20 protein-coding genes are annotated in these 18,160 nt (G+C 64.2%); 14 read left to right on the top strand and 6 right to left on the bottom strand.

The window, feature by feature from the left end:
- Window position 1: 1 nt before the first annotated feature.
- Complete coding sequence (locus H607_RS0104970; RefSeq protein ID WP_028874521.1) at window positions 2-1,045, bottom strand: efflux RND transporter periplasmic adaptor subunit; 1,044 nt, start codon at window positions 1,043-1,045, stop codon at window positions 2-4.
- Between the two features lie 257 nt (window positions 1,046-1,302).
- Between H607_RS0104970 and H607_RS11790 the strand changes: the two genes are divergently transcribed.
- Genes H607_RS11790 through H607_RS0104950 form a run of 4 tightly spaced genes read left to right on the top strand, consistent with a single transcriptional unit; the run spans window position 1,303 to window position 4,877 of the window.
- Window positions 1,303-1,668 (top strand): ArsR/SmtB family transcription factor, encoded by a 366-nt coding sequence (locus H607_RS11790; RefSeq protein WP_051240671.1) that lies wholly within the window; start codon window positions 1,303-1,305, stop codon window positions 1,666-1,668.
- Window positions 1,665-2,078 carry an archease gene (locus tag H607_RS0104960; protein WP_028874520.1) on the top strand — a complete coding sequence of 138 codons (414 nt, stop codon included), beginning with the start codon at window positions 1,665-1,667 and terminating at the stop codon, window positions 2,076-2,078. The genes H607_RS11790 and H607_RS0104960 overlap by 4 nt, the downstream gene beginning before the upstream one ends.
- An 11-nt stretch (window positions 2,079-2,089) precedes the next feature.
- A complete protein-coding gene (locus H607_RS0104955) occupies window positions 2,090-3,520 on the top strand; it encodes an RtcB family protein (RefSeq protein WP_028874519.1) in 1,431 nt (476 codons plus the stop codon).
- A gap of 19 nt (window positions 3,521-3,539) precedes the next feature.
- Window positions 3,540-4,877 carry a nicotinate phosphoribosyltransferase gene (locus tag H607_RS0104950; RefSeq protein ID WP_028874518.1) on the top strand — a complete coding sequence of 446 codons (1,338 nt, stop codon included), beginning with the start codon at window positions 3,540-3,542 and terminating at the stop codon, window positions 4,875-4,877.
- Window positions 4,878-4,894: 17 nt separating this feature from the next.
- Here the strand turns inward: H607_RS0104950 and H607_RS0104945 are convergent, their stop codons facing one another.
- Window positions 4,895-5,347: a DUF1178 family protein gene (locus tag H607_RS0104945; protein ID WP_028874517.1), complete on the bottom strand. Its 453-nt coding sequence runs from the start codon at window positions 5,345-5,347 to the stop codon at window positions 4,895-4,897.
- Between the two features lie 173 nt (window positions 5,348-5,520).
- On the opposite strand from H607_RS0104945, the gene H607_RS12860 reads away from it, so the two are divergent.
- From H607_RS12860 to H607_RS13695, 10 genes are all read left to right on the top strand, one after another.
- Entirely contained in the window at window positions 5,521-7,137 is a 1,617-nt protein-coding gene (locus H607_RS12860) for a methyl-accepting chemotaxis protein (protein WP_028874516.1), read from the top strand.
- Window positions 7,138-7,222: 85 nt separating this feature from the next.
- Complete coding sequence (locus H607_RS0104935; protein ID WP_028874515.1) at window positions 7,223-10,009, top strand: bifunctional diguanylate cyclase/phosphodiesterase; 2,787 nt, start codon at window positions 7,223-7,225, stop codon at window positions 10,007-10,009.
- Window positions 10,010-10,038: 29 nt separating this feature from the next.
- Window positions 10,039-10,920 (top strand): NAD(P)-dependent oxidoreductase, encoded by an 882-nt coding sequence (locus H607_RS0104930; protein ID WP_028874514.1) that lies wholly within the window; start codon window positions 10,039-10,041, stop codon window positions 10,918-10,920.
- 8 nt (window positions 10,921-10,928) lie between these two features.
- The gene (gmhB, locus tag H607_RS0104925; protein ID WP_028874513.1) at window positions 10,929-11,507 is read left to right on the top strand and encodes a D-glycero-beta-D-manno-heptose 1,7-bisphosphate 7-phosphatase; all 579 of its coding nucleotides are present in this window, start codon (window positions 10,929-10,931) and stop codon (window positions 11,505-11,507) included.
- Window positions 11,508-11,526: 19 nt separating this feature from the next.
- A complete protein-coding gene (locus tag H607_RS0104920) occupies window positions 11,527-12,486 on the top strand; it encodes an Rpn family recombination-promoting nuclease/putative transposase (protein WP_028874512.1) in 960 nt (319 codons plus the stop codon).
- Window positions 12,483-13,781: a Vi polysaccharide biosynthesis UDP-N-acetylglucosamine C-6 dehydrogenase TviB gene (gene tviB, locus H607_RS0104915; protein ID WP_037989598.1), complete on the top strand. Its 1,299-nt coding sequence runs from the start codon at window positions 12,483-12,485 to the stop codon at window positions 13,779-13,781. Before H607_RS0104920 ends, tviB begins: the two co-directional genes overlap by 4 nt.
- A 60-nt stretch (window positions 13,782-13,841) precedes the next feature.
- Entirely contained in the window at window positions 13,842-14,825 is a 984-nt protein-coding gene (locus tag H607_RS0104910) for an Rpn family recombination-promoting nuclease/putative transposase (RefSeq protein ID WP_037989597.1), read from the top strand.
- Between the two features lie 65 nt (window positions 14,826-14,890).
- On the top strand, window positions 14,891-15,124 hold the full coding sequence (locus H607_RS0104905; protein WP_028874509.1) for a TA system antitoxin ParD family protein: 234 nt from the start codon (window positions 14,891-14,893) through the stop codon (window positions 15,122-15,124).
- A complete protein-coding gene (locus H607_RS0104900) occupies window positions 15,121-15,399 on the top strand; it encodes a type II toxin-antitoxin system RelE/ParE family toxin (protein ID WP_028874508.1) in 279 nt (92 codons plus the stop codon). Before H607_RS0104905 ends, H607_RS0104900 begins: the two co-directional genes overlap by 4 nt.
- 78 nt (window positions 15,400-15,477) lie before the next feature.
- A complete protein-coding gene (locus tag H607_RS13695) occupies window positions 15,478-15,612 on the top strand; it encodes a hypothetical protein (protein WP_281168731.1) in 135 nt (44 codons plus the stop codon).
- A gap of 37 nt (window positions 15,613-15,649) precedes the next feature.
- Here the strand turns inward: H607_RS13695 and H607_RS0104890 are convergent, their stop codons facing one another.
- The 4 genes from H607_RS0104890 to H607_RS0104875 form a co-directional block, all read right to left on the bottom strand.
- Entirely contained in the window at window positions 15,650-16,159 is a 510-nt protein-coding gene (locus tag H607_RS0104890) for a hypothetical protein (protein WP_028874507.1), read from the bottom strand.
- Between the two features lie 10 nt (window positions 16,160-16,169).
- Entirely contained in the window at window positions 16,170-16,769 is a 600-nt protein-coding gene (locus H607_RS0104885) for a hypothetical protein (RefSeq protein WP_028874506.1), read from the bottom strand.
- Window positions 16,770-16,837: 68 nt separating this feature from the next.
- Entirely contained in the window at window positions 16,838-17,296 is a 459-nt protein-coding gene (locus H607_RS13690; protein ID WP_028874505.1) for a pilin, read from the bottom strand.
- Between the two features lie 199 nt (window positions 17,297-17,495).
- Window positions 17,496-18,146 carry a DedA family protein gene (locus H607_RS0104875; protein WP_028874504.1) on the bottom strand — a complete coding sequence of 217 codons (651 nt, stop codon included), beginning with the start codon at window positions 18,144-18,146 and terminating at the stop codon, window positions 17,496-17,498.
- Between the last annotated feature and the right edge of the window lie 14 nt (window positions 18,147-18,160).

The following is an 18,160-nucleotide window of genomic DNA, read 5'->3' as shown; positions in this document are numbered from 1 at the left end:
CTCAGCGCCCCCGCGCGGCGCGCTCGGGGTCCGTCACCACGCGCTCGCCCTCGTCGACCCCGCTGAGGATCTCGATGCGCTCGCCCTCGGCGCGACCCAGACGCACTTGCCGCAGTATGGGTTTGCCGTCGCGATCGAGCACGTAGAGGCCGATCATCTCGGCGCGGCGCACCACGGCGCTCGCCGGCACGAGGAAACGCCGCCCTTCGCCCGTGCCCGGGCTGCGCCAGGAGAGCCGCGCGAAGAGCCCCGGTTTGAGGCCATGCACCTCGGACGGAAGCGCCAGACGCAGCTGGACCGTGTGGGTGGAAGGATCCGCCGCGGGAAAGATCTGCACCCGTTCGGCGGGAAGATGCAAGACAGGAAATCCGGGAACCTCCACGTCTACCGTTCCCCCCGGTACCAGGGTGCTCGCCTCGCCCTGGGCGGCGACGGCGGTGACGCGCAGCGCGCCCGGATCGTAGAGGCGCACCAGCGGCCGGCCGGGAAGAGCCGTCTCGCCCAGCACCACCGGCACCTCGCTCACGATGGCGTCGTAGGGTGCGGTGACCCGATGGTATCCTGCCTGCGTGCGCACGGCTTTGGCTTGTGCCTCGAGCGCGGCCACACGCGCCTGGGCCGCATCGCGCTGGGCGCGGGCGCGGTCGAGCGCCGCCTCGCTGATATAGGCTTTCTCGAAGAGGCGGCGCTGGCGCTCGTATTCCTTGAGAGCGACCTGGAGCTCGGCGCGGGCGGCCTGGACCTGAGCCGCACTGGCCGCGGCCTGATCCTCGGCGGCGCGCGGATCGATGCGCACCAGTTCTTCACCGGCCCGTACGCGCAGCCCCACTTCCGCCGGCCGGGCGACGACCACCCCGGCCACCTGCGCCGTCATCAGCGTGTCGCGCACCGCCTCGACCGTGCCCTCGGCGCTGTGGCGCGCGGACTCGCGCTCGACTTGCACTGGTACGGCCTCGAGTTCGGCCCCGGGCGCCGCCAGCAGCCCCCCGCCATGGCTCAGCAGGCCGGCAAGGAACGCCAGCAGGGCGATGCGCCTCGGTCCCATGTTCTCCTCCTTCTCCTGGCGGGCATTCTTTTGGACGGCTCGAATAACCTACTGCGCGGCCGCATGGCGGCGTTGCGCGGTGCTCGGATGCTCGCCTATCGATGATATGTCTCGCATCCTGCGCTCCGGGCGCCTTGCCCTGCCGCCGCTCGCGACGGTTCTTCGAGCCGCCCTTTCGATTCCATTATTTGACTGTTTGACTAAATAGTCAAGTGGTGTTCGAATCGCGACATCGATTGCTGCAACGGAGCCCGTCCATGGAAAAAATTCCTCCCGAGATCATGGCGCAGGTGGCGAGCTATTTCCAGGTACTTTCGGAGCCCACGCGCCTGCACATCCTCAACCTGCTGCAGGAGGGAGAGTGCAACGTCGGTGAAATCGCGCAGCGCTGCGGCTATACTGCAGCCAACATTTCGCGCCACCTCTCGCTCATGACCAAACAGGGACTGCTCGAGCGCAGGCGCCAGGGCACGACCGTCTATTACCGCATCGCCGATCCCTCGGTCTATGCTCTGTGCGAGCTGGTGTGTGGCAATCTGGCACGGCGCCTGCTGCAGGCGGCGCAGGTTTCGGGGGGATGGCCGCAAGATGCATCCCCCATGGAGCACCAAGGAGAGCCATGAGCGCCTGGGAACACTTCGAACATGAAGCAGACATCGGCGTGCGCGGGCGCGGCGCCACGCTCGCGGAGGCGTTCGCGCAGGCGGCGCTCGCGCTCACGGCCATCGTCACCGACCCGGCCCTCGTCGCGCCGCGCATTCCCGTGGCGATCCGCTGCGAGGCGCCCGATCCGGAGTTCCTCCTCGTCGACTGGCTCAATGCCCTGATCTACGAGATGGCCACGCGCCACATGCTCTTTTCCTGCTACGAGGTGCGCATTGAAGGCGATCGGCTGGAGGCCACCGCCTGGGGCGAACCGGTGGATCGGTCGCGGCACCAGCCGGCGGTCGAGCCGAAAGGGGCGACGTTCACCGCGCTCCAGGTCGCGCGGCAGGGGGAAGAATGGATCGCACAATGCGTCGTGGACGTATAGGGAGACGAGCCATGGACATAAAAGGATTCGAACGACTCGGCCCCTGTCATTGGCGGCTCGCGCCGCGCGGGGCGATGCGCGTACCGGTGGAGATCTTCGCCGACGAGACGCTGCTGCAGGCGATGGACGACAAGGTGCGCGAGCAGGCGGAAAACGTCGCCACGCTGCCCGGCATCGTGCGCGCTTCCTACGCCATGCCCGATGCGCACTGGGGCTATGGCTTTCCCATCGGCGGAGTGGCTGCGTTCGATCCGGACGAAGGCGGCGTCGTTTCGGCCGGCGGCGTCGGTTTCGACGTGAGCTGCGGCGTGCGCTGCCTGCTCACGGGTTTGCCGGTCGAAGCGATCCTCGCAGTTCAAGAACCCTTGGCCGAAGCCCTCTTCGCGGCGATTCCGGCCGGGGTGGGCAGCACGGGTCAGATCCGGCTCTCGGATGCGGAAATGGATGCCATGCTGCGCGGCGGGGCACGCTGGGCGGTGGCGCAGGGCTATGGCGAGGCGGCCGATTTGGAGCGCATCGAGGAGCACGGCTGCATGGCCGGGGCCGATCCCAAGGCCGTTTCGACGCAGGCCAAGAAGCGTCAGCGCGAGGAGATGGGCACGCTCGGTTCGGGTAACCACTACCTCGAAGTGCAGCGTGTGGCCGAGCTCTACGACGAGGCCACGGCGGCGGCCTTTGGCCTGGTGCGCGACCAGGTGGTGGTGAGCATCCACTGCGGCTCGCGCGGCCTGGGGCACCAGATCGGCACCGAGTATCTCAAGGAGATGGCGCTCGCGGCAAAGGGCTACGGCATCGTTCTGCCGGATCGGGAGTTGGCTTGCGCCCCGATCACCTCGCCCGTCGGGCAACGGTATCTGGGCGCAATGCGCGCGGCGATCAATTGCGCGCTCGCCAATCGCCAGATCCTCACGCACCTCACGCGCCGCGTCTTCGCCCAATTCTTCCCCGGCCTCTCGCTGCCGCTCCTCTACGACGTCTCGCACAACACCTGCAAAGTAGAAACGCACGAGGTCGACGGGCGCCGGCGCACGCTCTACGTGCATCGCAAGGGGGCCACGCGCGCCTTCGGTCCGGGGCATCCCGAGCTGCCCGAGGCCTTGCGCCCGGTGGGGCAGCCGGTGCTCATCGGCGGCAGCATGGGTACGTCCTCCTACGTGCTCGTCGGCACCAAAGAGAGCGAGGCGCTCGCGTTCAGCTCGGCCTGCCACGGCGCCGGCCGCGCGATGAGCCGGCAGCAGGCGCTCAAGCGCTGGCAGGGAAGGGAAGTGGTCGAATCGCTCGCGCGCCGCGGTGTGATCGTGCGCAGCCCCTCGTTTCGCGGCGTGGCCGAAGAGGCGCCCGACGCCTACAAAGACGTGAGCGCCGTGGTCGATGCGGCCGATCGCGCCGGGCTCGCGCGCAAAGTGGCCAAGCTCGTGCCGCTCGTGTGCATCAAAGGATGAGCAAAAGAAAGGACCCCTGATGGACAGCGAACACAGTCTGCTTTTGACCGATCTCTACCAGCTCACCATGCTGCAGGGCTATTTCGAGCGCGGCATGCACGACACCGCCGTGTTCGAACTCTTTGTGCGCAAACTGCGCCCCGGCCGTAACTTCCTCGTCGCCGCCGGCATCGAACCGCTCGTCGAATGGCTCGAACAGGCCCGTTTCAGCACCGACGAGGTCGACTGGTTGCGCGCGAGCGGCCGATTCTCGCCGGAATTCCTCGATTGGCTGGCCGGCTGGCGCTTCACCGGCGACGTGGAGGCCATGCCCGAAGGCACGGTCTTCTTTCCCAACGAACCGGTGGTGCGTATCACCGCGCCTTTGCCGCAAGCGCAGTTGATCGAGAGCCGGCTCATCAACCTGCTGCACCTGCAGATCCTCATCGCCTCAAAGGCCGCGCGCTCGGTGCTCGTCGCTCCGGGAAAGACCCTCGTCGACTTCGGCCTGCGCCGCGCGCATGGGGCCGAAGCTGGCGTGCTCGCGGCGCGTTCGGCTTGGCTCACCGGTTTTGCCGGCACGGCCACGGTGCTCGCCGGCCAGCGCTACGGCATTCCGCTCTACGGCACCATGGCGCACTCTTACATCCAAGCGCACGACGACGAGATGGAGGCTTTCCGCGATTTCGCCCGAGCGCAGCCGGCCAACGTGGTGCTGCTCATCGACACCTACGACACGGAAGCCGCCGCGCGCAAGGTGGTGGCGCTCGCCAAGGAACTCGAACCCGAGGGAATCCGCATTCAGGGGGTGCGCATCGACAGCGGCGATCTGGGTGAACTCGCCTGCCGCGTGCGTCGCATCCTCGACGAGGGGGGCTTGCAGCGCACCATCGTCTTCGCCAGTGGCGATCTGGACGAATACCGCGTGCGCGAGCTGCTCGCCCAGGGCGCGCCCATCGACGGCTTCGGCATCGGCACCAAGCTCGACACCTCTGCCGACGTCCCTTATCTCGACTGCGCTTACAAGCTCGAGGAATACGCCGGTAAACCGCGCCGCAAACGCTCCGCCGGCAAGGCGACCTGGCCGGGACGCAAACAAGTGTGGCGTCGCTACGATGCCCAAGGACGCATGGCGGGCGACGTGGTGGGGCTGGCGCACGAGGTGAACGACGGGGAGCCGCTACTCGTTCCCGTGATGCGTGGTGGACGTCGGCTCGATACGCTCGCCGGGCTCAGGGCGGCGCGCGAGCACGCTGCGGCCCAGTTGAGTACGCTTCCGCAGCCGTTGCGTGCCTTGGAAGACGCGCCACCCTACCCAGTAGAAATCTCCGGGGAATTACAGGCGCTGGTGGTACGGCTCGATGCCGAGGCGCATTGAGGCTTGGCGCTTATGGCTCAATGCATGTCTTCGTCGAGTGGCGGCAGAGGCAATACCTCGATGCCTTCCTCGAGCAAGGAGAGAAATTCCTCGGCGCTACTCTGACCCCGGATGGGACGCGCATCGGCTTCGCCGCGGTGGATGCGGCGCGCCTCTTCGGGAAAACGCGCCCCTACGTCCTCGGCTTGTCGCCCCAGGGCACGCAGGGTCTGCCACAGGTGCGCCAGACGCGCATCTTCGGCGGGGGGAGGGGGCGCCGGCGCGGCCGCTGGCAGGGAAGGTTCGCGCATTTCTCCGCCGCGCTCGCCGGTGTGCACATAGGGTGCGCTGGGCAGGCGGCGCACCTCCTGGCTGCCGCACAGCGGGCAATGCACCGCACCCTGCGCCAGTTGCGATTCCAGCGCTTCGGCCGAGGGGAACCACCCCTCGAAACGGTGCGCCGCAGCGCACAGCAGATCGACGACGATCACCGATATTCCCCGCGAGAATTGAAACGATCAATCATAGCATGCGCCGTCCTGACCATTCAGATGCCGCGGCAAGGCAAAAAGTTCGTGCCAAGGCCGGCTGGGGCTCAAGTTTTTCCTCCAGTGGTCGATAACCAACGAAGTAGATAGAACCTCGAATCTCTGGGAGCAAAGCGATGGCGATCAAACTGCGAACCGCCCTCATGGCCAGCATGGGGGCGATCGTCCTCGGCAGCGGGGCCACGGGCTGGGTCTCCTGGTACACGCGCGACATGCTCGCCGGGCACCTGCTCACGACGCAGACGGTCATTCTGCCCAACACCGTCGACATGCGCGAGGCGAACCGCGCGGGCATCCAGTTGCAGGCCGCCGCCAGGGGGGTCGTGCTGCTCCCTGAGGATGCGCAGGCCAAGGAAAACTTGCGCAAAGGGGTGGATGAATTTCCCCGCCTGCTCGAAGGAGTCATCGCCAAGGCCCGGCGCAAGGAAGTCCGGGAAGACCTCCAAGGGATGCTCGCCGATTGGAAGAACCGCGTCGTGCCGGCCGTGCAGCGGCTGCAGGCGGCCGTAGATCGCGGCGACGTCGAGGCGGCGCGCCAAATCCTGCTACAAGAGCTCAATCCCGCCTGGCGCGACATCAAGGCCAGGCTCGATCAACGCATCGTCTGGCGTGAAAAGGCCAACGACGAGGAATTCGAAAAATATCGCCGTGAAGCGGCGTTCTGGTCCACCTTGGTGACGGTCTCCTCTGCGGCGCTGGTCGCTTTTGCGCTGGCGTTGGGCATCGTGATGGATCGCATGCTGCGCCGCCGTTTGGCCGAGGCCGAAGAGGCGGTGGGCGCGGTGGTCGATCGGCGCGATCTCACCGCGGTATTGCCGCCTGCCTCCGACGACGAACTCGGCCGCATCATCGCCGCCATCGGGCGCCTGCGCGACGCCATCCGCGACCTGGTCCTCGCCCAGCGGGCCGTCTTGGCCCGGGTACGCTCCGCCGCGGAAGAACAAAGCACGGACGCGGCCGAAGCCCGTCGTGCCGCCGCCTTGGCCGCCGAGAATTCGGAGAAGATGGCCGCCGCCATCGAGGAACTCTCGGCCAACATCGACCGGCTCAACGAAATGGCGCACCTCGCCGACGAGCGCGCCATACAATCACAGCAGCGCAGCCTGGCCGGCGTGGCCATCATCGAGCGCACGGCGCACCAGATGCGCGACATCGTCGAGATCACGCAACGGGCGGGAACTTCCGTGTCGGCCCTCATCGAACAAGCGCAGCACATTTCCTCGATCGCCCAGACGATCCAGGAAATCGCCGACCAGACCAATCTCCTCGCCTTGAACGCCGCCATCGAAGCCGCGCGGGCCGGAGAATACGGGCGCGGCTTTGCCGTAGTCGCCGATGAAGTGCGCAAGCTCGCCGAACGCACCGCCGCGTCCACCCGCGAGATCCGCGAGATCATCGACCAGGTCCAGCAGCAATCCAACGACGCCAGCGCCCAGATGGCCCAGGTACGCGAGCGGGTGGAGGAGGGCGAGACGCTCGCCGCCAGTGTCGAAGGCGAACTGCGCGCCATCTCCTCGGCGATCGACGCAGCGCGCGAGGCCGTCTCTTCCATGTCGCACGCCATCGAGGAGCAAGCCAAGGCGGCGCAACTGCTCGCCCAACAGGTCGAACAGGCGGCACAGGCGGCCGACGGGGCGGCCGAGCGGGCGAGCGACAGCGAAGAAAAGGCGAAACTTCTCCTCGAAGTCGCGCGTCAGGCCGAAGAGGGGCTGCAGCAATCCTTCCGCGCGTGAACCTTATGCCATGAGAAGATAAGTAGGCGTTCGTCGGGTATAGTTACGCCTTGTTGGGGGCCTATCCCCGTCCCCAGAGAGCCCGATGGAACACCTCATCCACGTCTATCGCGACGCCGCCGAACTCGATGCGTTCATCGACACGCACGGCCTTGCCCGCCGGCGGGGGCTCGTCCAGGTCTTCACCGCGGGGGTCGAGCCGCAGACCTTGCGTCCCGTACTCGACCGCCTGCAGGCTTTGCGCGGTTTTGCCGTGATCGGCGCGTCCACGGCCGGAGCGATCGGCGGTGAGCACATCCACGACGAAGGCATCGTACTCTCGGTGTCGATCTTCGAGCACACGGAGATCGAAACGCACCACCTTCCCCAGGCCGAGGCCGCGGACGGAGAGCGGCTCGGCGCCGAACTCGCCGCCCGCGGAGTTCGGCTGCTCCTTGCATTCGGCAACATCCTGCATGAAAATCCCGAAGCCTTCCTCGAAGGGCTCGCACGCACCGCCCCCGATCTGGTCGTGGCCGGCGGCATCGCTGCCGACACCGTCCTCTTTCGGAGCTCCTTCGTCATCCACGGCAATGAAGTCCATTCCCGCGGCATGGTGCTCGCCGCCCTGAGCGGGGAGCGCTTGCGCCTGCGCACCGAGTCGCTCCTCAACTTCACCCCGGCGGGCAAGCCCATGCGCCTCACGCGCAGTCGCGGTGAATGCGTCTACGAGATCGACGGCAAGCCCGTGCTCGACGTGTATCGCCACTACCTCGGCGAAGAAGTCCTGCAGCAGATCCCTCTGTCGCTGGCCTCGTTCCCCCTCATCGCCCGCCAACGCGGCCTCGACGTCGCCCGCCTTCCCGTGGGGTTGAGCGAGGATGGCGCCTTGCGCTTTGGCGGAACCCTGCGCCCCGAACAGCCGGTGCGCTTCGGCGTCGGCGACATCTTCACCCTCCTCGAGCGCGCTCACGCCACCGCGCAGCAGATCACCCGCAGCGTGCCCGCCGAGGCCGTCTACGTTTTTTCTTGCCTCGGCCGGCGGCTCTATCTCGGGGAGCACACCCCGCTCGAACTCGCTCCCCTTGCCGCCGTGGCGCCGGCGGCGGGATTCTTTACCTATGGCGAATTTTTCCATCTGCCGCGGGACAACCGCCTGCTGAACATGACCTGCACTGTGGTGGTGCTCGCCGAAACGGACACGATCCAGCCGCATCCCATCCCCTTGCAGCGCCATCTTCCCGAACCCAATCTCACGCTGCGGGCGCTCGCCCGGCTCAGCGACGTCACGGCCCAAGAGCTCTCCCAATCCCTCACCTTTCTCGAGCAGTACCGCTACGCCCTCGATCAGAGCGCCATCGTCTCGCGTACCGACCTCCAAGGGCGCATCACCTACGTCAACGCCCTCTTCGAGCGGGTCAGCGGCTATCGGGCCGATGAGCTCATCGGCCACACCCACCGCCTCCTGCACCACCCCGACATGCCGCGGGCGGTCTATGAAGAGCTGTGGCGCACCATCACGGACAAGCAGATCTGGCGCGGCATCATCCAGAATCGCAGCAAGGAAGGGCGCACCTACTATCTAAAGGCGACCATCATCCCTCTGCTCGACGAGAATGGCGAAATCGTCGAATACATCGGCATCGCCGAGGACGTCACCGAGATCATCGTCAGCCAGCAGCTCCTCGCGCAGCAGCGCACCGACCGCCTTACCGGCCTGCCCAACCGCAACCAGCTCATCGACGATCTCGAACGCGGTCGATGCCATCTCCTCGCCTTGGCCGACGTCGCCGCCTTCAAATCGATCAATGATTACTACGGCTTCGAAGCGGGTGATCGGGTGATCATCGAACTGGCCGTGCGTCTGCAGCAGCGATTCAAACCGCTCGGCATTCGCGTCTATCGCGACTACGGCGCAGGCTTTGCCTTCATTCCCCCGCCGGGGCTGCCGCTTGCGGCCTTCGAGGCCGAACTCCTGGCCGCCGGCCGCGCTTTGCGCAGTCTGCCCATGCCGGGGATGGACGGGGAGGAGGTCGACATCGACCTTTATTTCGGCATGGCGGTGGGCGAGGATCACCTGCTCGCGCTTGCCGAGGCGGCGCTGCACAAAGCCAAAGAAGAAGGAGTGCGCGACCGCATTCTCGTCTTCAACGCCCATGATCAGTCCTACCTCAACAACCGCTTCTGGATCAACGAAGTCAAGGCAGCGTTGGCCGAATCCCGCATTCTTTGCTACTTCCAACCCATCGTCCCCGTGCGATCCACCCTGGCCGTGCCCAAATACGAGGCGCTGGTGCGCCTGCACGACCGCAATGGTCAGATCCTCTGTCCCGGCGCATTCCTCGACATCATCAAACCCACGGCCCATTACGGTCGACTCACCCGGCGTGTCTTCGACCTCGCCTTGGAAGCGGCCCGACGCACGGGCAGCCAAATTTCCGTCAACCTCTCGGCGATCGACCTCGCCGACGGCGAGACTTACGCCTATCTTCTCGAACGCTTGGAGCAACACGAAGGAGAGCGGCTCACCTTCGAGATTACCGAGAGCGAGGCGATCAAGGATTTCGCCCGAGTGCGCGCCTTCACCGAAGACATCCGGCGCTACGGCGCGCAGCTCGCCGTCGATGATTTCGGCAGCGGTTACTCCAACCTGGCCACGCTCGTCGAACTCTCGCCCGATTACCTCAAGCTCGACGGCTCGCTCGTCACCAAGGTGGTGCGAGAAGACAAGGTCCGACGAGTCGTTGCCGCTGTCGTCCACTTCGCCCACGAAACCGAGATGCAGGTCGTGGCCGAATTCGTCAGCACTCCCGAGCTCGCCCGTTGCCTTACGGAACTCGGGGTCGATTTTCTGCAAGGTTATGCAGTCGGCAAACCCGTTCCCTTGCCTTGATTTCGCTTCAGCACGAAGGAGAACATCTCATGGACGTCGGTTTCATCGGTCTCGGTCTGATGGGGCGCCCCATGGCGCTCAACCTCCTGCGCGCGGGGCACCGGGTGCACGTCTGGGCGCGGCGCAGTGAATCGATGGCGCCGCTCATCGCGCTTGGTGCGATTGCTGCGGATTCCCCGGCCGAACTCGCCCGCGCCGTGCGCATCACCTTCTCCATGGTGGCCGACGCCCCGGATGTGGAAGAAGTCACGCTGGGCGAACACGGCGTGGCCGCCGGTGCCCAGCCGGGGCACATCCACGTCGATTGCAGCACCATCGCGCCCGAAGCGGCACGCCGCATCGCGGCGCGGCTGGCCGAGCGCGGCGTGTGCCTGCTCGATGCCCCCGTCTCCGGTGGCGAGATCGGCGCCATCGAGGGCACGCTCACCTTCATGGTCGGCGGTGACGAAGCCGCCTTCGCCACCGTACGACCGCTCTTCGAAGCCATGGGGCGCACCATCACCTGGATCGGCGAAAGCGGCGCCGGACAAGTCGCCAAAGCCTGCAACCAGATCCTCACTGGCGTCACCGTGGTGGCCGTGGCCGAAGCCTTCAACCTCGCTCGCTCCGAAGGCGTCGATCCCAGCCGCGTGCGCACGGCGCTCTTGGGCGGCTCGGCCTACTCCCGTGTCCTGGAAAACCATGGCGCCCGCATGCTCGAGCGCAACTTCCGCCCGGGTTTCAAGGCCTGGATGCACCAAAAAGACATGCGCATCGTGCTCGACGAAGCCCACCGCAGTGGTGTTCCCGCGCCCCTGTCGGCGGTGGCCGCGCAATGGTTCAACGCCCTCGTCGGCGCTGGTCTAGGCGAGGAAGATTCGATCGCCGTGCTCAAGCTCTTCGAGCAGATGAGAGGAGGGCAGGGGCGTTGAGACCGAGCATGAACGGCAAACCGGCCGTCTTCCTCGACCGCGATGGCGTCCTCAACGAAGATCGCGGCTACGTCCATCGCTGGGAAGACTTTTCCTTCCTGCCCGGTGCGATCGATGCCCTGCGCCGGCTGCAGCAGCAAGGCTATCTCCTCGTCGTCATCACCAATCAATCCGCCGTCGCCCGCGGCCTGTGCTCGGAAGCCGACGTCCTCGCCCTGCACGAACGGATGCGTGCTTTCTTGCGCGAACAGGGCATCGAGCTTACCGGGATCTATTACTGCCCGCATCACCCTCAAGGCAGCGTGTCGGACTATGCCATCGCCTGCTCCTGCCGCAAGCCCGAACCCGGTATGATCCTGCGTGCTGCCCAAGAGCACGGCATCGACTTGTCCCGTTCGCTCCTGGTGGGTGACAAGCTCAGCGACCTCGAAGCCGGCCGCGCCGCGGGCATTCCTTCCCTCTACCTCGTCGTGCCGCCAGGACAGGACAAGGATCTCTCCTCCTTGCCGGAAGCGCAACGGGTCTCGGGGCTGAGCGAGGTGGTGGAGCGGATGCCTACGTTGAAAAATGGCATGCCAAATTCATGAAGATCGGTTATAATGCTTTATGAAAGCCCGACACGACGCCAGCTACAAACACCTCTTCTCATCGCCCAAGGTGGTGCAGCACCTCGTCGAAGGCTTCATCCCCGACGACTGGATGAAGCGGCTCGACTTCACCACCCTGGAAAAAATCCCCGCAAGCTACGTGAGCGACGACCTGCGCGAGCGCGCCGACGACGTCCTCTGGCGGGTGAAGACCGGCGAAGACTGGCTCTACCTCTACTTCCTGATCGAATTCCAGAGCAGCGTCGACCCCTGGATGGCCGTGCGCATGCTCACCTACGTGGGGCTGCTCTACCAAGACCTCATCAAGGGTGGACGAGTCCAAGGCAGACGCCTACCGCCGGTCTTGCCGATCGTCTTCTACACCGGCGAAGAGCGCTGGCGCGCCCCCACCGACCTCGCCGAGCTCCTGCCCGAGCACCCGCCGGGGATCCTCGGAAACTACCTGCCGCGGCTTGCCTACTTCCTCGTCGATGAAAACGCCTATAGTGACGAAGTGCTCGCGAGCCTACAAAACGCCGTGGCTGCCACCATCCGGCTCAAGCGGCAAGAGACGGCTGAAGACATCGCTCGGCTGGGCGCAGCGATGCGCGCCTGGTTCGCGTGCGATCCGGAACTTCAGCGTATTCTCGCGCTCTGGATACGCGAGTACCTGCTACGAGACCTCAAACCCGAGCTCGACGTGCCCGAATCCTACGACCTGGGGGAAGTGACCATGCAATTCGCCGAACGCATCAAAGAACAGATGAAACAGCGCGAGCAGAGTGCGCTGCTACAAGGAAAAATCGAAGGACGCCTCGAAGGCGAAGCGCTAGCGCTGCAGCGCATGCTCACGCGCCGCTTTGGCCCTCTGCCCGGCTGGGTGCAGCAGCGCCTGAAGCATGCCACGCCTGACGAGCTGGAAACCTGGCTTGACCGGGTGCTCGATGCGCAGCGTCTCGAAGACGTATTTGCTCCATGAACGCACATCCCACTGACCAACCCTCTTCTCCAGCCGCCCCCTTGGCGGTAATCGGCCTCGGCTACGTCGGCCTGCCGCTCGCCGTCGAATTCGGCAAATGCCGCCCCGTGATCGGCTACGACCTCAAGCGCACCCGCATCGAAGAACTGCGTCGCGGGCTCGACCGCACGCGCGAAGTTTCCGCCGAAGAACTCGCCGCCGCCCGTCACCTCCGCTTCACCGACGACTCGGCGGAACTCGCGCGCTGCACCGTCTTCATCGTCACGGTGCCCACGCCCATCGACCGGCACAAGCGCCCCGACCTCACCGCGCTACTCGCGGCCAGTGAAACGGTGGGCAAAGCGCTCAAACCGGGCGATCTCGTCATCTATGAATCCACCGTCTATCCCGGCTGCACCGAAGAAGACTGCGTGCCGGTGTTGGAGCGCGCCTCCGGCCTCGTCTTCAACCGCGACTTCACCGTCGGCTACAGCCCCGAGCGCATCAACCCCGGCGACCCCGAGCACCGCCTTCCCACCATCAAGAAAGTCACCTCCGGCTCCACGCCCGAAGCCGCCGAGCGCGTCGACGCCCTCTACCGCGAAATCATCACCGCCGGCACGCACAAGGCCCCCAGCATCAAGGTGGCCGAAGCCGCCAAGGTGATCGAAAACACCCAGCGCGACGTCAACATTGCGCTGATCAACGAACTCGCCATCCTCTTCGATAAACTGGGCATCGACACCCAAGCCGTGCTGGAAGCGGCCGGCACCAAGTGGAACTTCCTGCCGTTTCGCCCCGGCTTGGTCGGCGGGCACTGCATCGGCGTCGACCCCTACTACCTTACGCACAAAGCGCAAGAAGTCGGGCACCACCCCGAGATCATCCTCGCCGGGCGCCGGCTCAACGACGCCATGGGCGCCTACGTCGCCGGGCGCGTGGTCAAACTCCTCATCAAACGCCGCCGCCCCGTCGAAGGCGCCCGCGCGCTCGTGCTCGGGCTCACCTTCAAGGAAAACTGCCCCGACCTCAGAAACACCCGCGTGATCGACCTCATCGCCGAACTCCAAGACTACGGCATGAACGTCGACGTGCACGACCCCTGGGCCGACCCGCAAGAAGCTCGGCACGAATACGGACTCGAACTCACCCTGAAGCCAAAGCTCGGCACCTACGACGCCATTGTGCTCGCCGTGGCGCACCGCCAATACCGCGAGATGGGAGCAGGGGCGATCCGTGCGTGGCTGAAGGCGGGCGGGGTGGTGTATGACGTGAAACACATGCTGCCGAGGGAGGCGGTGGAGGGCAGGCTGTGAGCTTTTGATCGAGCCTGGGCGCACGTGCGTTACGTGGCAACCCGTATTACAATGGCAAACATGAATGCCCGTCACGACGCGAGCTACAAGCATCTCTTCTCCTCGCCCAAGGTGGTGCAGCACCTCATCGAAGGGTTCCTGCCCGCCGAAGGTCTGGGGCGGCTCGACTTCAGTACCCTGGAAAAAGTCCCCGCGAGCTACGTGAGCGACGACCTGCGCGAGCGCGCCGACGACGTCCTCTGGCGGGTGAAGACGGGCGAAGACTGGCTCTACCTCTACTTCCTGATCGAATTCCAAAGCAGCGTAGACCCCTGGATGGCCGTGCGCATGCTCACCTACGTGGGGCTGCTCTACCAAGACCTCATCAAGGGCGGACGAGTCCAAGGAAAGAAACTACCGCCGGTCTTGCCGATCGTCTTCTACACCGGCGAAGAGCGCTGGAGCGCCCCCACAGACCTCGCCGAGCTCCTGCCCGAGCACCCGCCGGGGATTCTGGGAAACTACCTGCCGCGGCTTGCCTACTTCCTCGTCGATGAAAACGCCTATAGTGACGAAGTGCTCGCGAGCCTGCAAAACGCCGTGGCTGCCACCATCCGGCTCAAGCGGCAAGAGACGGCCGAAGACATCGCTCGGCTGGGCGCGGCGATGCGCGCCTGGTTCGCGGGCGATCCGGAACTTCAGCGTATTCTCGCGCTCTGGATACGCGAGTACCTGCTACGAGACCTCAAACCCGAGCTCGACGTGCCCGAATCCTACGACCTGGGGGAAGTGACCATGCAATTCGCCGAACGTATCAAAGAACAGATGAAACAGCGCGAGCAAAGCGCGCTGCAACAGGGGCTGCAAAAAGGATTGCAACAGGGGCTGCAAAAAGGCGTCTTGCAGGGCGAAGCGCTAGCGCTGCAGCGCATGCTCACGCGCCGCTTTGGCCCTCTGCCCGGCTGGGTGCAGCAGCGCCTGCAGCATGCCACGCCTGACGAACTGGAAACCTGGCTTGACCGCGTGCTCGACGCCTCGTGCCTCGAAGACGTTTTCGGGACATGAATCCTTGACCACATCATAGCGCATGAATACAATTGTGGTAACCGAAAATTCAATGGAGCATTGCGATGAGCACGGTGTCTGTGCGTATCGATGAGCGCTTGGTCAACGCTGCACGCGCTGCAGCCAAGGCCGAGTTCCGTACCGTCCAAGGCCAGCTGGAATTCTGGGCCAAAGTAGGTCGCGCCGCGCTCGACAACCCGGATCTGCCCGCATCCTTCATTGCCGAGAGCCTGATGAGCATGGCCGAACCGCGCGAAGACAGCACCGCCTTCGTCCCCCGCTCAGCAGCCAAGGCATGAGCTGGAGTGTTCGGCAAACTCGGCGCTTTGCCCGCATCTACAAAAAGCTACACGACAACGCGGTGGCCGAAGTCGATGCGGCCATCGAGACCGTGGCTCAAAACCCCGACATCGGCGAGAAGAAGAAAGGAGACCTTTCGGATCTGTGGGTCTACAAGTTTCGCTGCCTCGGCCAGCTCTACCTCTTGGGCTACACCCGAGATGACGGCATTCGCTTGGTCTATCTCGAAGCCGTCGGTCTCCACGAGAACTTCTGCCGCGACTTGAAACGCTAAAGCAAACGCGACGTCGAAGGACTCGCTCGCACAGGGCTGCAGAACGGATTGCAGGGCGAAGCGCTTGGGCTGCAGCGTATGCTCGCGCGCCGCTTCGGTCCCTTGCCCGAGTGGGTGCAGCAGCGCTTGCAGGATGCCACGCCCGATGCGCTGGAAACTTGGCTCGACCGGGTGCTCGATGCCCAGCGGTTGGAAGACGTGTTCGAAGGGTGAATCGCGTGGCGTGATCATCGCCGAGCGCAATGGCGGATCAAGTGATCTCGTCCTTGCTCTGATACTGCTTGATCCACTGCGTCATGAGCCATTGCACGTAATAGAGGCTGGATGGATTATGCGCCGCCTCGTTGCGACTGCGCCAGCGGGCACGCAGGATGCGGGCACGCAAGTAGATGCGCTCGATCCACTCGGCTTCGTTCTTGAGTCGGTTCGACCATTTGTGGAACTGACTATCGGAAGCTTCTTCGATCGTCGGCCGGGGGCCGTCGAAGAACAATCTGATCGGAATATAAGAATTCTCGAGATGGGAAAAGGCTGAGAAGTTCATCTCGTCGGCGATGCTGCGCAGGAACGACGCTTGATTCGGGTTTTGCGTGTTCGCGATTTCGACTTCGTCGAGTAGCGCACGGTTGAATCGCACTTCACGATAGATCGCTTCGCGGATGGCGAGACGGGAATGTCGGAACTGGGCAGATTCTTTGATGTGTTCTGCGCCCTGTTTGACGAGCCATTCGGCGACGGGGCCGATGATCAGATCAATCATTTTTTCTCGACTATCGAGTGATTTTCTGCTTGGAGAGGAGCGCGCGGATGATCGATTTGGCGTTTTCGATCGCCCAGTCCCACTCCTCGTAGGTCGGCGGCGTTCCTTGCCACCATTCGGCATAATAGGTGATGCGGCGGAGTTTTTCCAGCGATTCCCGTTCCGCTTCGGAGATGATCCGGTGTTCGTAGCATCGCCTTATTGCGTTGGCGAGGGCGGGGTCGTCGTGGTGGAGATCCCCGGCTTGCTCTCGCAAAAGCCTGCCCAGACCGTAGCGCATCAGCATGCGGGCGAGAATCAGGGTCATCCATTCGTTGTTTTCGGTGGTGGTGAACAGATCGTCGATGGCGTGAGGCGCGATGGACCGATCCATGCAGACTCGCTCGAAAGTTTCTCGGACTTCGTTCTTGATGCGTTCGATGACCACGCCTTGGTGGCTAATGCCGATCTTGGCGATCTGGGCCCAGCCGTAGGGGGCGAAAGGCATGAGCAAGAGGAGGAGCAGCAGCGGGGTCAGAGGGGAGACATCGTGCGTGAAGGAAAAGTAGAGATGGCCTCCGAGCACGAGCGCGATCGTGGCGAGGTAAGTGAGTCGGTAGGGTGTCTTCATCGGCTGCCAGCCGTCTCGACTGGATGGAAAAAAACCCGGCGCGGGGCCGGGGCTTGTCTATATAGCTATTATGGCTGAGTTTGCTGAGTTTGCTGAGTTGCGGTGTTTCGGCATTCGGCGGGAACGTATTTATATTTATTGGAATTGTCCACAGAGCACGTCCACTTGATGATTCCTGTAGTATTGTCGAGTGAGGGGGTAAGACTTATAGTTACAGCTCCGGCTCGATCCGTAGTTTCGACAGCAATAACGCCGGTAGCGTCAGTGCAAGACAAAGAAGCAACATTAGTTGTGCCAGCAGTAAAAGTGTTAACCCCGTTACAGGCTCCAGTGTCAATTTTATTGAGATTAGCAATATTTTCACTGACGGTGGTTTTGGCTTCTGAAGCCAGAGTCAGCGCTTCGGATACCCGCGCACGGATGGTGTAATCCTGATACGCCGGCAGCGCGATGGCCGCCAGAATCCCGATGATCGCCACGACGATCATCAGCTCGATGAGGGTGAAGCCTTGTTGCATGCGTTTCATGGTGGATCTCCTTGTTGCGGTGAGAAGAATGCGCACGACGGGTGCGTCGGCAGGTGGAGCGTAGCGCGGTGGTGGCGGGGATGTAAAGGGGGTGAGAGTAAATTTTTTATTTATTGTTTTTCAATGAGTTGCGTTGGCGGCGCGATGGGAGAAAAAACGAGCTTGGACGCATGGGGGCGGTGCACATCAAATTTTGCTGTCAACCCTGCACCGCTGCGGCGCGCCGCTGGCGCAACCAGGCGATGGCGGCGGGCAGGAGCGAGACGACGATGATGCCGAGAATGACGGCGGAGAGGTTGCGCTGGATCCAGGGGAGGTTGCCGAACTGGTAGCCGGCGAAGGTGAGTGAGAGCACCCAGGCGAGCGCGCCGGCAAGGTTGTAGAAGGTGAAACGGGCGTAGGACATGGCGGCGATGCCGGCCACGAAAGGCGCAAAAGTACGGATGAGCGGCAGGAAACGCGACAGCACCAGGGTCTTGCCGCCGTGGCGCTCGTAGAAGGCGTGGGTCTTGAGGAGCGCTTCCTTGTTGAAGAAGCGCGATTGTTCCCAGTGGAAGACGCGGGGGCCGAGGAAGCGGCCGATGTGGTAGTTGAGCGTGTTGCCGAGCACCGCGGCGAGGGTGAGGGTGACGATGAGCGCGCCCAAGTCCATGCCCCCGGCGGCAGCGAGCGCCCCGGCCACGAAGAGGAGCGAGTCACCCGGAAGAAAAGGAGTGACGACGAAGCCGGTCTCGGCGAAGACGATGGCAAAGAGGATGGCGTAGATCCAGGGGCCGTAGAGGGCGACGAGCGCGGCGAGATGCCGGTCGAGGTGCAGGACGAAGTCGAGGGCTTGGGTGAGGAGGTCCATGGAGTTGGCGTTTA

It is taken from the genome of Tepidiphilus margaritifer DSM 15129, assembly GCF_000425565.1.
Lineage (GTDB): Bacteria > Pseudomonadota > Gammaproteobacteria > Burkholderiales > Rhodocyclaceae > Tepidiphilus > Tepidiphilus margaritifer.
This window is presented reverse-complemented; position numbering and strand designations above follow the sequence as displayed.